13 protein-coding genes are annotated in these 16,649 nt (G+C 41.4%); 11 read left to right on the plus strand and 2 right to left on the minus strand.

Annotated features, from left to right (window positions below):
* The first annotated feature begins 1 nt into the window (after window position 1).
* The 8 genes from ACQKFG_RS07200 (at window position 2) to ACQKFG_RS07235 (ending at window position 10,481) form a co-directional block, all read left to right on the plus strand.
* Window positions 2–988 carry a heme-dependent oxidative N-demethylase family protein gene (locus ACQKFG_RS07200; protein ID WP_342614067.1) on the plus strand — a complete coding sequence of 329 codons (987 nt, stop codon included), beginning with the start codon at window positions 2–4 and terminating at the stop codon, window positions 986–988.
* A gap of 16 nt (window positions 989–1,004) precedes the next feature.
* On the plus strand, window positions 1,005–1,523 hold the full coding sequence (locus ACQKFG_RS07205) for a hypothetical protein (RefSeq protein WP_192205241.1): 519 nt from the start codon (window positions 1,005–1,007) through the stop codon (window positions 1,521–1,523).
* A gap of 5 nt (window positions 1,524–1,528) precedes the next feature.
* A complete protein-coding gene (locus tag ACQKFG_RS07210; RefSeq protein ID WP_427557411.1) occupies window positions 1,529–2,494 on the plus strand; it encodes a PDR/VanB family oxidoreductase in 966 nt (321 codons plus the stop codon).
* Between the two features lie 50 nt (window positions 2,495–2,544).
* Entirely contained in the window at window positions 2,545–4,038 is a 1,494-nt protein-coding gene (locus tag ACQKFG_RS07215; RefSeq protein ID WP_342614064.1) for an aldehyde dehydrogenase family protein, read from the plus strand.
* Between the two features lie 716 nt (window positions 4,039–4,754).
* A complete protein-coding gene (locus tag ACQKFG_RS07220) occupies window positions 4,755–6,359 on the plus strand; it encodes a sigma-54 interaction domain-containing protein (RefSeq protein WP_342614063.1) in 1,605 nt (534 codons plus the stop codon).
* A gap of 131 nt (window positions 6,360–6,490) precedes the next feature.
* Window positions 6,491–7,642 carry an iron-containing alcohol dehydrogenase gene (locus ACQKFG_RS07225; protein WP_427557416.1) on the plus strand — a complete coding sequence of 384 codons (1,152 nt, stop codon included), beginning with the start codon at window positions 6,491–6,493 and terminating at the stop codon, window positions 7,640–7,642.
* Between the two features lie 14 nt (window positions 7,643–7,656).
* Window positions 7,657–9,045 carry a hypothetical protein gene (locus ACQKFG_RS07230; protein ID WP_427557419.1) on the plus strand — a complete coding sequence of 463 codons (1,389 nt, stop codon included), beginning with the start codon at window positions 7,657–7,659 and terminating at the stop codon, window positions 9,043–9,045.
* Entirely contained in the window at window positions 9,042–10,481 is a 1,440-nt protein-coding gene (locus ACQKFG_RS07235; RefSeq protein WP_192205237.1) for an NAD-dependent succinate-semialdehyde dehydrogenase, read from the plus strand. The genes ACQKFG_RS07230 and ACQKFG_RS07235 overlap by 4 nt, the downstream gene beginning before the upstream one ends.
* 319 nt (window positions 10,482–10,800) lie before the next feature.
* On the opposite strand, the gene anmK is transcribed toward ACQKFG_RS07235, so the two are convergent.
* Both anmK and ACQKFG_RS07245 read right to left on the minus strand, forming a co-directional pair.
* Window positions 10,801–11,961 carry an anhydro-N-acetylmuramic acid kinase AnmK gene (anmK, locus tag ACQKFG_RS07240; protein WP_427557422.1) on the minus strand — a complete coding sequence of 387 codons (1,161 nt, stop codon included), beginning with the start codon at window positions 11,959–11,961 and terminating at the stop codon, window positions 10,801–10,803.
* A gap of 166 nt (window positions 11,962–12,127) precedes the next feature.
* On the minus strand, window positions 12,128–13,738 hold the full coding sequence (locus ACQKFG_RS07245; protein WP_427558220.1) for a glycoside hydrolase family 10 protein: 1,611 nt from the start codon (window positions 13,736–13,738) through the stop codon (window positions 12,128–12,130).
* 328 nt (window positions 13,739–14,066) lie between these two features.
* On the opposite strand from ACQKFG_RS07245, the gene murQ reads away from it, so the two are divergent.
* From murQ to ACQKFG_RS07260, 3 genes are read left to right on the plus strand one after another with little or no spacing between them, the layout of a single operon-like run.
* The gene (gene murQ / locus ACQKFG_RS07250; protein ID WP_192205235.1) at window positions 14,067–14,951 is read left to right on the plus strand and encodes an N-acetylmuramic acid 6-phosphate etherase; all 885 of its coding nucleotides are present in this window, start codon (window positions 14,067–14,069) and stop codon (window positions 14,949–14,951) included.
* 40 nt (window positions 14,952–14,991) lie between these two features.
* A complete protein-coding gene (locus ACQKFG_RS07255) occupies window positions 14,992–15,297 on the plus strand; it encodes a PTS sugar transporter subunit IIB (protein ID WP_061463755.1) in 306 nt (101 codons plus the stop codon).
* 49 nt (window positions 15,298–15,346) lie between these two features.
* Window positions 15,347–16,636 (plus strand): PTS sugar transporter subunit IIC, encoded by a 1,290-nt coding sequence (locus tag ACQKFG_RS07260; RefSeq protein WP_427557427.1) that lies wholly within the window; start codon window positions 15,347–15,349, stop codon window positions 16,634–16,636.
* The last annotated feature ends 13 nt before the right edge of the window (window positions 16,637–16,649 follow it).

Below are 16,649 nucleotides of genomic sequence, written 5' to 3' on the forward strand. Positions count from 1 at the left end.
AATGTTTACACAAAGTTTAGATTTCAAAACAACTGATTTAGAGACATTTCCATTTCCATTCACTTCAGGTAACTATCGTTATTCAAACGATTTGAAAAGACTCTCAAACATTAACTGTATTGAAGTTACACCAGAATACAGACTCCAAGTGGAAACGAAGCGTCGTCTCCTTCAAGAACAGCCGCATATAAGGTTTCAATCCTTTTCGCACACAATGGAAATGCAATGGGAAGTGTTGGAAATGCTCATCGACATGGCAACTGATCGCTATCCGGAGCATTTCGAGGTCATTAAAGATGGAGACAACTGGACTTTCAAGAACCATATTTTCGGGGAATCCGATTCATTCGTGTATGGCGATGCAAGCACGCTTCCAAATGAGCCTCTTGATTATGTAGGGCGCCATTTCCACAATGATTTTGTTTTAATGGTTCATCGCGATAGTAATTTCTATTTGGAAGTGGGACAAGTTTCATACGCCGCACTCTTCTCAGCTAACTGGAATAAAGGCATGTCCTTTGATGAAATCCATGCACCCGTTCCATTTGTATCGCGGAAAGGCGATGAACTGGCAGATCGCGTTCGTAAGTTTTTATTATCCATTGAGCCAGGAAAGCCATGGACACGCATCAACTGGAACCTGATGGCTGACCGTTGGGATGTCAACTATGAAACGATGGATGTCTGGGGACCGCAGCGTTCAGGGATAACACCGGAAAATGCAGGTAAACTTGTTCGTTTGCGTGTTGAAGAACAAAAATTTTATCGTATGCCACGAAGCAACGCCATTCTATTCGTATTGAATACGCAGTTCCTGCCACTGGAGGATTTGACATTGCGCCAGGAGTGGTTTGATCTGACATATAGCGTACTGCAGGATATTCCGGAACCTATGGCTGCATACAAAGGAATAGCCCCATTTCTTCCGCAATCGGTCGAATATTTGAGGCGTATTGATGAAAAACAAAAAATCGAAGATAAACAATAAGTAGGAGGATAGGGCCTTGTACAATAGTCCAGTATTGTTTGATAAATCAATTACAATCGTAAATCAATTTACTCCTCGGAATGAACGAAGAAAGTTTGTCGTCATTTCTGATCAAGCAGGATATGAAAAGGCGAAAAGTTTCACATCTGAGCTTGCAGGTACAGTGCATTTTGAATGTATTTCCATTAACGGAATGGAGGATAAAGAGGAGATTAAGAGATTCATCTTGTCACAAAAGATGGGCACCCAATTTTATATTGCGGCTGCATGGAACAATGCTGTTATGATCTTCTCGCTCGGGGTGGAAGCTGGTCTATCTGAAGCTGAGATCCAAACGGTGATTATCGGGCCTAAGCGGCGGTACGTATATTGCATGAAATGTTTTGAAGTGTCGGAAGTCGAAGAAGAAGCAGAGATTGCCGAATGTGACCATTGCAGAGCAAGTCTTGAAATAGGACCTTTTTATTCCGTAGTACGGGAAGGTTATATTGGTTACCCATTCATTCCAATCGGAAAAGAAGAAGTAGGGAGCTGATCATCATGCGGGTAGTAGGAAATATTCAAATGAAAGTAAACAAGATCATTCAAGAAACTCCATTCGTAAAACAGTTCGAATTGATTCCAGTTGACGGAAACCCATTGCCTGCTTTTACAGGCGGTTCGCATTTGACCACATTCATGCCGGCCGGGGATACGATATTCGAAAGGGAATACTCCCTTATCAGCAACCCAAGGGACCGTAAAAAATATGCAATTTCCATTCGGCGTGATGAGGCGTCACGCGGAGGTTCCGCTTTCTGGCATGATCATGTACAGATAGATTCCAGGTTGGAAGTCAGTTTCCCTAAAAACAACTTCCCTCTCAGCTTTCGAGCAAAGCATCATGCTTTTTATGCAGCTGGAATCGGCATCACCCCATTTCTGGCAATGATGGAAGACATGGCTGCCGAAGGCCAAACCTTCGAACTCCATTATGCAGCGCGCACACCGGAATTATGTGCTTTTTATGATCTATTGAAAGCCCAATACCCTGATCAATGCACCTTTTATTTTTCGCAGGCAGAAGATAAACGCAGAATGATGCCTGAGACGATGAAGGATCATCGCATTGGCACGCATGTATATTTTTGCGGACCAATCGAGATGGTTCAAGAATATCGAAAAGCCGCCAGTTCCTATGGTTATCCGGAACATGCGATCCACTTCGAATTTTTTGCGACAAAAAATGATGGGCCGCAAGATCCTTTCATTGTCGACCTTACAGACAGCGATCGTTCCATCCACGTTCAGGAAGGTGAAACACTGCTTGATGCGCTATTAAGGGAAGGGATTGATGCACCTTATTCTTGTAAAGTGGGAGGGTGCGGAAGTTGTGAGGTAGATGTTGCAGAAGGTGAAGTGGATCACCGGGATTTCTTCCTTAGCGAACAAAACCGCCAATCACGTAAGTCAATCTTGACATGCTGCTCACGTGCGAAGGACGACAGACTTGTATTAAAACTTTAACGATTCCGTACAGGCTTACAAAAAAATAATAAAAACCGGAGGCAAAAAACATGACAATTTTAGAAACGGCAGTTATAGAACTTAAAAATTACATCGACGGTAAGTGGCAGTCCTCTTCTTCAAATGAAGTAATCCAGGTAATCAATCCTGCAACACAGGAAGTCATTGCAAGAGCTCCTCGTGCCACCAAGGAAGATACTGAAAAGGCAATCTCAGTTGCGAAAGCAGCTTTTGAAAGTGGAATCTGGTCAGGACTGACGGCACAGGAGCGAGCTTCCTACCTATATAAAATCGCTGATAAAATTGATGAACGTGCGGAAGAGTTAACGATTCTCGAAACAATGGACAACGGGAAACTTAAAGCAGAGGCAGGTTTCGATATTGCCGATGCCGCCGCATGTTTCCGTTACTACGCTGGTTTGGTCCTTCATCCGGAAGGGGAAACTTATCAAGTTCCCGCTCCCGTGCAAGCGATGGTCGTTCGTGAGCCAGTAGGTGTTGCCGGTTTGATAGTACCTTGGAATTTCCCTCTTCTAATGAGTGTCTGGAAAATCGCACCGGCCCTTGCGGCGGGTAACACCATTGTATATAAACCGGCTGAAGTGACACCTGTAACAGCAATGAAATTATTTGAAATCCTAGAGGAAGTCGGCATTCCTAAAGGTGTGGCTAATATGGTGATGGGACGCGGCACTGTTGTCGGTCAAACCATTGCAGAAAGCAAGGACGTTGACATTGTATCATTCACGGGAAGTACGGATGTTGGCCGCACTATCATGAAAGCGGCCGCGGGCAACTTAAAGAAAATTTCCCTTGAGCTTGGCGGTAAATCACCTAACATCGTTTTTGCCGATGCCGATTTAGAGACAGCCATCGATTACGGATTATTTGGCATCTTCTTCGGTGCCGGCCAAGTATGTTCATCAGGTAGCCGCATCCTGGTTGAAGAAAGCATTTATGATGAATATGTAAAACGCTATGTGGAACGCGCAAATAAAATCAAAGTTGGACCTGGCCTTGCAGAAGACAGCAACATGGGGGCAATTGTCAGCGAAGCGCAAATGAATAGCATTTTAAATTATATTGAAATCGGCAAACAGGAAGGGGCGACACTTGCAGCAGGCGGTTACCGTCTTGTTGATGACGGCCTTGACAAAGGATACTTCATTGCACCGACTGTCTTCACCGATGTAACACCTGACATGCGCATCGTACAAGAGGAAATCTTTGGTCCGGTCGTTGTCATTCAAAAGTTTAAAGATGAAGAAGAAGCTATTAAACTTGCAAATGATACAGACTACGGCCTTGCAGGCGGCGTCTTCACTAACGATGGCGCAAAAGGATTGCGTGTGATCAAGAAAGTGCGGGCGGGGATTACATGGGTGAATGATTATCATCCAACATATGTCGAGGCGCCATGGGGCGGTTACAAACAGAGCGGGATTGGACGCAGTTTAGGAAAGTACGGCTTGGATGAATACCAGGAAATTAAGCAAATCAACATTAATCTCGATGTAAAACCTGTAGGCTGGTTCCCAAATTAAGCATATGATTGGAGATGAAGCAACTTACTTTCTTTAATCAAACCAAAAACCTAATCCAAATACGGATTAGGTTTTTGGTTTGTAACAAAAGGGTGCGGAAATAAAAAATCCGACCCCCTTTATGTTAATCAATGGCCGCCTAAATATTACGAACCAAATGGTTCGCTTGCATTAGCTGGTCTCGCTGAATAGAAATATGTTAAAAAAGCATCCTCATCATCTCAGGTCTTAATCCTTCTATTTTAAAAAGATTATAGTCTAAATGTTAAAACAAAGTTGATTGGAGAGGTAGGTACGAGACTCCTGCAAAGAAAAGCGCGTCCAAGGGAGACCCACAGGCGCAAAAGCGCCGAGGTGGCTCCCGGACCGCCCGCGGAAAACGAATGCCTGGAGCGGAAATCAACGGACTAATTGTAAAAGCCATATGTGGAAAGAGGGTCGGAATACATATTAACACCTTCAACTCCTTAGATATGGTTTCTATCGGAGAGTTGAGCATCCAAAGGAACTGGCTTTTTCGTACAACAAAAGGAGGAGTTTTCCTTTGGTGAGTGAAAATGGATTTGAGCATAAAAAACACCATTGGTATGATTAAAGTGTCATTCCGGTGCATGTTTATCGCTTTAATCAGAAATAGCATATATGGATTGATTTGTTTTATCGGTGTAGCACTTATAAGTAGTATCATAAAGGGATCAGGTTAGGAGTGGATATTGATGACTAAGTTTTATTCGGATATGACAGTGGAGGAAGCAATATCATGTTTTCCCATAGGAAGCACAGAAGTGGAAGTTTTGGATGATTCAGAAGTTTTCATCGGATTTTTGACAATAGAGGCGTTATCTGCCGCAGTGCAGCAGAGTGATTTGACGAAGCCTATTTCCCATTTCATTACTGTGAATGCACCACTGCAAAATTTACGCAATTACTCCATCCCATATGAACAATTTCAAGCATTCTTTGAGAGTGATTTATGCAGGGTTGTATTTAATGCCCTGTATGATGGCGTATATATCACGGATGGTGCTGGAACGACATTATTTATCAATCAAGCTTATCAGCGTATTACCGGAATAAGAGAAGAGGAAATCATCGGAAAACCGATGAGTTATTTAATTGAGCAGGGTATGATATCCGTTTCCGCTTCATTGGAATCTATACTGACGAAGAATCAAGTTACTTTGACGCAAAGAATCCGAAATGGAAGAAAGATTATCGTATCGGCCACACCTATTCTATCGCCACAGAACGAAGTCATATTTGTCATAAATAGTGTAAGGGATATAACTGAATTAATCCGGATGAAGTACACGATCGACAGTCAAAAGCTATCTTTCCAGCCTATTTCTCAATTATTGCCTGGCTCGGAACAGGTCAATTTACAAGAAATAATCATTGGGCCTTCTACAACTCCCTTATTTAAACTGGCAGATAAAGTAGCTAAAACGGATGCGAAGATCTTGTTACAGGGGGAAACGGGAGTAGGGAAGAGTTTAATCGCCAAGTACATACATGCCAAAAGCTCCAGGAAGGAAAAAATTTTCCTTGAATTAAATTGCGGGGCGATCCCTGCGAGTTTGGTGGAATCTGAACTTTTTGGATATGAACCAGGGGCATTTACCGGATCCCTTAAGAATGGGAAAATGGGGATTTTCGAGAAAGTGAATGGTGGCACTTTATTTTTGGACGAAATTGGGGATTTACCTTTAGAGTTACAGGTGAAACTTTTGAAAGTGGTAGAAGAAAACAAGTTCATGAGAGTAGGTTCTACCGAAATGAAAGAGGTGGATGTCAGGTTAATTACAGCCACCCATCGGGATCTTGCCTCGCTTGTTCAAGAAGGGTCTTTCCGCGAAGATCTATATTACCGGCTTAATATCGTATCATTTGAAGTCCCGCCCTTACGCCAGCGAAAGGAAGAAACGATCCCGCTTTTAGAAATGTATTTGAAAAAATTCAATGAAAAATATAATGAAAAGAAAAAGATGACACCGGAATGCTATGAATGGCTGACGAACTATTCGTGGCCTGGTAATATACGTGAGCTCGCGAGTCTTGCAGAGCGACTGGTCGTCACAACTTATGATGATACGATTGATTTGCCTAATTTACCATCGTTCATCCAGCCGGTCATATCAAAAAAACCTACAAAACATTCATTGAAGGATGCCGTTTCCGAGCTGGAGCGATCCCTGATCCTGAATGCGATGAAAAAATATGGGACTACAAGGGCTGCGGCCATCTCATTGGATATCAGTCAAAGCGCTTTAGTGCAAAAAATGAAAAAATTTCACATTCGATTAGAAAACGAATCGAATTAGTTTTTTTGATTTGATTTCTACTCGTAATTTCTATTGTTATCCATGAAAAAAAGGCTATCCCCCTTATAAATTAAGCGTTTTCACTTTGGCATGATTCCTGCATTAGTAAATACATGAAAGGGGAGATGACCATGAATATTTCTATTTTTTCAATGGCTAACAAATTGGTGACAGGATCAGATTCTTTACAGCAGCTGACTGATGAGGTCACGCGATTAGGGATGAAGAATCCTTTGATAGTTACAGATAAAATTTTACTGGATGCCGGGGTAGTGCAAAAGGTTGTGGATCTACTTTCATCGGCATACGGTATTTTCTCGGATGTGAATCCTGAACCGGAAATTGAAATCGTTGAGCTATGTGTACAGTCTATCAGGGAGGGAAATCATGATGGACTGATTGCGGTAGGCGGGGGTAGTGCGATGGATATTGCGAAAGCCTCTTCCGTCATGGCTACAAATTCAGGTAGCATCGAGACATATTTCGGTACGAATTTGATTGAAGTTCAGGGTCTGCCTTTAATAGCCATACCGACGACGGCCGGAACCGGGTCTGAAGTGACGAATATTTCGATTTTATCGGACAAAAAGGAACAGGTGAAGAAGGGAATTGTTAGTTCATATCTTTTACCGGATGTAGCGATCGTATCGCCTGTCATGACGCTGACTTGCCCGCCAAGTGTGACGGCTGCGAGCGGAGTGGATGCACTTGTCCATGCGGTAGAGGCTTATATTTCCAAATTTGCTTCGCCCGTTACAGATGCTTTGGCAATTGGTGCCATGAAGTTGATCGCAAAAAATTTACCAAAGGCTTATGCTGCACCAGATAATCTGGAAGCACGTGAAGCAATGATCACGGGAAGCCTAATGGCAGGGTTAGCTTTTGGAAATGCAGGTGTTGGAGCTGTCCATGCCTTAGCTTATCCTCTTGGAGGCCGCTTCCATCTATCACATGGAGTCAGCAATTCATTATTACTGCCATTTGTCATGAAGTGGAATAAAATTGCATGTTTGGAAAGGTTCCGAGACATTGCTGAAGCACTTGGAGAGAAAGTCAATCATTTAAATGACGATGAGGCAGCGGATAAAGCTATAGAAGCGATGACCAGAATATGCCGTTACGTAGATATACCTGAGTCACTAAGAGAATTTGACATTCCTGAATCGGCTTTAAGTGAAATGGCTGCTGAGGCCATCAAACAAGTCCGTTTACTTCGCAATAATCCCCGTGCATTAAACGTTCGGGATATCGAAAAAATTTACCGTTCAGCCTATGGCTTTTAAGTGGAGGAAACAATATGAAATGGAAAAACCGTCGCTACGGAGATGAGACATCGTATATACCTGCGGGACCTTTTAAGATTAGACTTCCATTTGTCCATTATCGTTTCGAGTGGCCTGACTATGTTCAAGGGTTATTGATGTGTGCAGTTGACCTTGGAGCGATTACACTGCTTGCAGACCATCTGGGGATGCCTTTTGATGTTGCTCTAGCCGTCGTTGTCTTGAATGGAATATTGTATTTAGCGCATCATTTACTCGGTGATCCAGTAATACCAGGTTGGATTACACCTGCAGTTCCACTGCTTGTATTGTTCGTCGGGCAATTTCCGGAAGGACCTGATCGAGTCTATGCACTCGTTGCATTTCAATTAACATTAGGTATTTTATCAATAGTGCTTGGAATGACCGGACTTGCGAGTAAGGTCGTAAGATTAGTGCCGAATGCAATTAAATCAGGCATCATTTTAGGGGCAGGAATTGGTGCTGTCGTATCCATTTTCGAAGTGGGTGGAAAGTTTGATTTATTTCCTTATACAATAAGCATTTGTATCGGATTTGCCTTTTACTTGCTTTTTTCGAAAAATTTCGGAAAGTTAAAAATGCGAAATAAAGTTTGGGTATTCATAGGCAATTTAGGGATATTGCCAGCAATCTTGCTTGCTGTTTTTGTAGCCCCTATTTTTGGTGAAGCAAAATGGCCTGATATTCAATGGGGATTCAGCAGTCCGGACTTTGCTACGCTTTGGTCGGACTATACTGTGTTTGGTTTAGGTTTCCCTGCCTTGACCTTCTTTTTAAGTGCGATTCCAGCTGTTTTTGCCACTTATTTAGTTGTATTCGGGGATGTGCTGAAAACAAAAGCGTTGCTTTCTGAATCCGATGAGGTCAGGGAGGATGAAAAAGTGGACTATAATCCAAACAGAGCTCATTTAATTTTTGGTGGCCGAAATGTGATCATGAGTTTTATCGGACCTGATATAACGATGTGCGGTCCGTTGTGGGCAGCCATGCAGGTCGTGGTTGTGGAACGGTTCAAAAATGGCAAGAAAGCGATGAATTCTTTCTTCGGCGGTGCTGGCTCGTTCCGTTGGGGTACAAATACAGGGTTATTCTTATTGCCGGTAGTCAGCTTGGTTGAACCGATTCTCGGTGTGGCCTTGGCCCTAACGCTTTTGGTTCAAGGGTATGTTAGCGTACGCGTCGGTGTGATGCAGGCGAAGAGCCAACGCGACCTGGGAATTGCAGGGGTCGTCGCTGCCATCCTTGTAATAAAAGGTGCTGGAATGGCGTTTGCAGCGGGAATTTTATTATGTGTCCTTCTATATGGCAAGGACTTTTTCAAAGGCGAGAATGATAAGACTTTTACAGATCATGCAGAAGAAGAGGAGATTAAAGCAGGATGAAAAAAGTGGTGGAAAAATGGCCAATTTATATAAACGGAGAACCTGTTCATACAGAGCATCATTTTGTAGTGGAAAATCCAGCAACATTGGAGCCTGTGGGTTATGTTCCGGACGCTAACGAAAAAGAGGCAAAGGCTGCTGTGGATGCAGCTCAAGCTGCTTTTCTGACTTGGTCGAAAACCAGTGCTTACCATAGGGCGGAATTACTTGAGAAGTGGTACACGATCATTGAGAACAGGCTGGATGAAATCGCAACGATCATGACACTGGAACAAGGAAAGCCATTGGCTGAAGCAAAAGGTGAAATGAAATATGCTTCAAGTTTCGTGAAATGGTATGCTGAAGAGGCAAAGCGTAACTATGGGGAGATCATTCCAGCGTCTGTTGCTTCAAAACGTATTTTTGTGCAAAAGCAGGCAGTCGGTGTCGTCGCTGCCATTACCCCGTGGAACTTTCCTGCTGCCATGATCACGAGGAAAGTGGCGCCAGCCCTTGCTGCAGGATGTACCGTGGTCATCAAACCTGCGGAACAAACGCCTTTGACCGCTTTGCTATTAGTTGAAAGTGCCCAGGAAGCAGGCATTCCGGCCGGTGTGATAAATATTGTGACAACACAAAAACCGGGAGATGTGTCAGACGTCTGGATGAATGATTCACGTGTTAAAAAGATCACATTTACTGGCTCCACTCCTGTAGGGAAACATTTAATGAAAAAGGCGGCAGAAACAGTAAAGAAAGTCTCGCTTGAACTCGGTGGATTGGCTCCGTTCATCATTGCTGAAGATGCGAATATTGAAGAAGCAGTAAACGGTTTGATTCAATCGAAATTCAGGAATGCGGGACAAACATGTATTTGTGCGAACCGAATATTCGTCCATGAGACAATTGAACAGCCGTTTTTACAAGCTTTTAAAGAAGCCGTTTTAACTTTGAAGGTTGGAAATGGAATGGAAGGGACCGACCTTGGTCCATTGATAGATGGAGCCGCAGTTGAAAAAGTCCAGCATCAATTAGAGGATGCTGCAAGTAAAGGGGCCATCATCCATAAAACCGCAAAAGTCGATGAAAAACAAGGCTATTTTATCGCACCAGCCATACTTTCCAATGTAACGGATGATATGCTGTGCATGCAGGAAGAAACGTTTGGGCCAATTGCACCGGTCAGTACATTCAAAACCGATCAAGAGGCGATCGATCGGGCCAATAACACGAATTTTGGCCTGGCAGCTTATGTGTATACAGAGTCATTGAATAAGGCAGTTGCCTATTCGGATAGTCTTGAATATGGAATCGTCGGTATTAATGACAGTGCCCCATCCACTGCCCAAGCACCCTTTGGAGGGATGAAGGAAAGTGGATTAGGCAGGGAAGGGGGACACTACGGCATGGATGAATATTTAGAAGTGAAGTATGTCTCCATGCTGCTAGGCCAGTAAATAAATAGAATGGAATAGTCCACCATGATTTTCAGGTATTCAAAAAAGAGCAGAAGGCACATCAAATATCGATGTGCCTTCTGCTTTTTTCCAATGGTTAAAAAGCATACATACCTTCCATGGCAAATCCAAATCGTGACGTTATTTTCTTCAAATAGCTGCTTTTAGGATAAATAAACCAAGTGGGTGGTCCATTTACAGTTATGTACGGGGGGCATCGCTATCATACTAGGTGATTGCCATTATAGTGAATTTATGACGATCAAATGAAAAAACCCCCTAAGAAATCTAAGGGGGAAGGGAGGCTTTTATCTTATGTTTACTTACTAATTCGATGTAAAGGAGGGAAGGTCATGTTTCCAAGGATGACATCGAAGTCAGCACCGGTAGCCTTGGGAACGTTACTTGTATTACCATGGAAAGTCTCATTTGCAAGTAATGCAAAGGCCACCGCTTCTTTCGCTTCGGAAGAGTATCCCAAATCTTCTTGAGTCAAGACTTGTATGGAATTTCCAAGCAGTGATTGAATCATATTTAATAACGTTTTGTTATAGCTTCCACCGCCGCCAATAATCACTTCTTCTATATTGGCTTTCGGAAAGATGAAATTTCGATAGTTCTCCACAATGGACTTTGCTGTAAACATCGTTACTGTTGCTAAAATATCTTGACTTGGAAGTGATTCAAACATCTTTAATAGTTTTACTACATACTCCTTGCCAAACAATTCCCTGCCAGTGGATTTTGGCGGAGGGCTCATAATATAAGGATGACTGATGCAATAAGATAAAAGTTCGTCATTGATTTTTCCTTGTTTAGCTATGTTACCACCTTCGTCATAGCTTATATTGAACAATTGGCGGCATACTTCATCAATGATCATATTCCCAGGCCCTGTATCAAAAGCATACATGTCATCAAGAGATGCTTGCTTGGGTAACACGGTAACATTTCCAATGCCCCCTATGTTTTGAAGTAATCTTCCTTTCCCTTCACTTCTATAAAGAATGTATTCGGTAAAAGGAACAAGAGGAGCTCCTTGTCCACCAGCTGCCATGTCCATCGTACGAAAATTTGAGATAACAAGTGTGTTTGTATCATGAGCAATTACTGCGGCTTCCCCAATTTGCAAAGTGGAGGGTATATAATTTTGGTCCTTTAAAGGCTGATGGTAAATGGTTTGTCCATGGGATCCAATAAGATCCAGTTTATTAAGGGGAAGTCCAGCTTTATGACAAACTTCCTTTACCGCATTGGCAAATAATTTTCCTAATTTAAAATTCAAACTGCATATTAATTGAACATTGGATGTGTCTGCAGATAAAGACTGCATTATTTCTTTTTCAATATCTTTTGGAAAAGGGCATGTCATGAACTCAATCATTTCCATTTCAGTCTCGAGTCCACTATTATTCACCCGAACAAGTGCGGCATCAATTCCATCCAGTGATGTTCCGGACATTAATCCAACTATGTACATCGTCATTCCACCTACTTCGATTCTTTTAAAATCCCAATTTAGCATCATATGAAACAGTATATGATACTAAGGTAAGACCATTTCTATCTAACATATTGTTTAATATATACCTTACGTCCATTGTTCACTGACATGCCTCTTGAACCGTAAAGCTATTTCTTGAAGTTTATTTTACTTTTATATTAATCTGTTTAGTTTGTTTACTTTCATTGTGGGTTCGGTCTAAGGCAGTCACAACATATGTGTATGTCTTTCCTTTTTCTACACTGCCGTCAATATATAATTGACGTTTATTTTCTTTATGCACTGTGGCAAGTAAGTTCGTTGAGTCTTCTATATTTCCTTTTTCCTTCCCATCAAAACGATAAATGGCATAATAGGATGCATCTGATTGCTTGTGATCGTGAATTTCAAATTGTATTCCATCACCTGCTTGTGTTGCCTTGCTCACCTTTGGAGCCTTTGGGGCATGATCATCAATCCAAGGCATGGCAGGAACCAATGCGGGATGCTTATAAATATCCTCACTTAAACGATCCGCTATCCCAAGGGGGTTTTTCCGTAAATCTTTGGCACTGAAATGCATGCTTCCATCAAATTCCTTATATGTTCGATTCAGTTTTAACTGGTTTGGCATTTCTTCAGGATTGAACCAGTTTTGGACACCATTGGACTCTGTATTAATTTTATAGTCTCCTTGTCCAATATAGAGTTGAACATTTTTACCTTCGACTTCTTTTGTCCACCAATCAAGAAGTTTGGCATAGTCAGCTACTGGCAATCCTATATTCCAATATAATTGAGGTGCAATATAATCAATGTATCCATTATTGATCCACGTCCTGGTATCCGCATATAAATCATCGTAATTCGTTTGTCCAGCGGCAGTGTCAGACCCTGTGGGATCAACTGCTTTGTTGCGCCAAACTCCAAATGGACTAATACCAAACTTCACATATGATTTTTCAGCCTTGATTTCTTCATTTATATTCTTAACAAGGTTATTTACATTATCCCTTCGCCAATCTTCCACATTTGTAAATCTATCTGCTCCATATTTTTGATAGGAAATTTCATCCGGGAAAGGTACTCCTGCAATCTTGTAAGGATAGAAATAATCGTCCATATGGACTGCATCAATATCATAATTCTTAACAACTTCCATTATTCCATCGATCACAAACTGTTGTACGCCAGGAATGCCTGGGTCAAAGTACAACTGTTGCCCATAAGGTATGACCCATTCAGGGTGTTTTCTAGCAGGATGAGATTCTGGAAGGTTATCAATATCCGATAATTCAGCTGTCTTACCTAAAGGCATAGTAATACGATATGGATTAAACCATGCATGAAATTCCATATTACGATCATGTGCTGCTTCTACCATGAATGCAAGAGGGTCATACCCAGGATCTTTTCCTTGGATTCCTGTTAAATACTTTGACCAAAGACCGTATTCAGAAGGGTAAAAAGCATCTGCAGTTGGTTTAATTTGCATAACGACAGCATTCATCCCCATTGCTTTTTGTTCATCCAAATATTTTATGAATTCTTCTTTCTGTGCTGATATGGATAAACCTGGTTTGGACGGCCAGTCAATATTTAACACAGTTGCAATCCAAGTTGCGCGCAGTTCCTGTTTTACATAAGTAGTTTGCTGAGGGATCGTCTCCGTTTCTGCATGTGCAATCAAATCGGATGGAAGGAGAAGTGATCCTCCCACTAAAGCGGCTAGCGCCAGTGAACCAAATCTTGTCTTTGTAATTCTTTCATTCATCAATAGTAAAACCTCATTTCATTTAATAGTTATATTTAATTATTTGTAAGCGTTAACAAATAATGAATATATGAATTTGTTACATATGAATAGTGAGATAAGATCTAAACAATAAAAAGAATCGGAGGTTCGGTTCATAAGATGGCTAGTCAGTTTACATTCCAATTTTAGTAGAAAGATAATAATCATTTAGCTATCTCCGTTTATTTTAAAATTAATTTTTAAAAATGTATACACAATATTGAAATTAATTTTTAATAATGATATATTCTCTATAGCTAAAAAAGTTTCACCACTTTCACCACTGAAATAAAAAAGGATGATATGTATGCTAGAGCATTTAACGACAGAGCGTCGTAATGAAAAGACCATGAGTTTGGATGAAATGGGAACACTTGAGTTTTTAGAGGTAATGAACGAAGAAGACATCAAAGTTGCCCATTGTGTAAAAAAAGAACTTCCGCAAATTTCTAAAGCCGTGGAGATGATCGTCGAAGCCATGAAAAAAAACGGCAGATTAATTTACATGGGTGCAGGAACAAGCGGGCGCATCGGATTATTGGATGCAGTAGAATGTCCCCCGACATTCAATACCGATCCTAGTGAAGTAGTGGGTCTTATAGCTGGTGGGGAAAAGGCTTTCATTAAGGCAGTGGAAGGTGCTGAAGACAGTTTTGAATTAGGTCCAGAAGATTTGAAGAAAATCGAATTAACAAACAGGGACGTCGTAGTGGGCATTGCAGCCAGTGGTCGCACTCCATATGTTATTGCTGGATTGGAATATGCCAATCAAGTTGGTGCAGGAACTGTGTCGATAAGCTGTAACAAAGGTTCTGAGATAGGTAAGATTGCAAAAGTTGCGATTGAAGTTGTAAACGGGCCTGAAGTCCTGACGGGTTCTACACGTTTAAAAGCTGGAACATCGCAAAAGTTAGTATGTAACATGCTTTCCACCGCTTCAATGGTTGGAGTTGGAAAAGTTTATGGAAATTTAATGGTAGATTTACAGTTAACTAATGAAAAGCTAGTTGAACGTGCAAAACGTATTATCATGGATGCTACTGACTGTAGCTATGAAATTGCAGGTGAATTTTTAGAAAAGGCACATGCCCAGCCTAAGATTGCAATTGTCATGATTTTAACGAATGTATCATATGAAGAAGCCTCAAATCGTTTAGTGAAGGCACAAGGATTCATAAGAAAAACGATTTAACGCTTTTTATAAAAAAAATGAAAAATTGGAGGAAAAAAGAATGAAAGTATTATTCGTATGCTCAGGTGGAATGTCTAGTGCAATCGTTGTAAGCGCTTTAAAGAAGGAAGGGGAAAAACAGGGTGTAACCATAGAAGTATTGGCAGTCGGCACTCAAGAATTTGATGCGGAAGTACGAAATGGCTGGGATGTTGCAATGGTAGCTCCGCAAGTCAAACATCGTTTCGATGGTTTTAAGGCATCGGCAGATGAAGCGGGCGTCCCATGTGAAGCCATACCAGCGCAAGCTTACAGCCCTCTTGGCGGACCTAAGCTACTAAAACTGGTAACGGAACTAGCAAAATAATAAACTAATTACTATTTCTTTTCACTAAACGTAAAAGGGGAAAACACGAATGGACAAGTTTGTAGCTTTTTTAGAAAATAATCTTTCAACACCTATGGCTAAATTGTCTGAGCAAAAACATTTACGCGCAATTCGGGATGGAGTGGTTTCTGCGTTACCTTTCATCATCTTTGGCAGTTTATTCTTGATCATCGCATTTCCGCCCGTTGCAGCAGATACTGCATTAGGTGAATGGTCTGCAAAACATATAGCTGAAATTTTAATACCATATCGATTAACGATGTTCATCATGACGCTATATATTACTTTTGGTATAGGCTACAGTTTATCTCAAAGCTATAAACTTGATCCGCTATCTGGAGGTTTACTATCATTAGCAGCCTTCTTGTTCACAATTGGTGTAAAGACGATGGATGATGTGGGATTTGTTCTGCCAATGACAAATCTCGGCGGACATGGTCTTTTTGTAGGAATGATTGTATCCATTTTTGCTGTCGAAATTTTACGTCTTTGTAAGACAAAAAATATCACAATCAAAATGCCGGATTCTGTTCCAACTTCAGTGGCCCGTTCATTTGAAGCATTAATACCAGTTTCAATTGTTCTGCTTGTTATGACTTTAATTACAGTCGTTTTTGCTGTTGATTTACACTCACTTGTCGATAAAGCGGTTGCACCACTCATCAGTGCAGGCGATACATTGCCAGGTGTATTAATTCCAGTATTTTTGATTACATTCTTTTGGTCATTTGGTATTCATGGCGTATCAGTCGTAGGTGCCGTAGCTCGTCCGGTTTGGGAAGTATACTTGGGGAATAACTCTGCTGCGGTTGCTGCTGGAAAGACAATTCCCCACATCGCTCCTGAAACATTTTTCCAATGGTTTATTTGGATTGGTGGGTCTGGTGCAACATTGGGTTTAGTAATTGCCATGCTCTTAACGGCAAAGTCCACCTATAGTAAAGCAATGGGGAAAGCAACAATCGTACCAAGCATTTTTAACATCAATGAACCTGTAATATTTGGAATGCCAATTGTACTCAACCCGGTACTGATCATTCCATTTATCATTACACCGCTAATTGGTGCAACACTTGCCTATATAGCAACGTCCATCGGACTGGTGAATCCGACTTATGTAATGGTTCCCTGGACACTGCCCGCTCCAATAGGTGCCTACCTTTCAACAGGCGGTGATTGGAGAGCCATTGTTCTAGTGATGGTGAATTTAACGATTTCCGTTATTATTTATCTGCCATTCTTTAAGATGTACGATAAAAAGCTTTTAGCGCAGGAAAACATGGTAGAAACAACGGATCAAAATAATATCGCTTTATAAGGAATACCTAAAA

Origin of the sequence: Peribacillus sp. NPDC076916 (genome assembly GCF_050269675.1) — a bacterium.
In the GTDB taxonomy this organism is placed as follows: Bacteria; Bacillota; Bacilli; order Bacillales; family DSM-1321; genus Peribacillus; species Peribacillus aracenensis.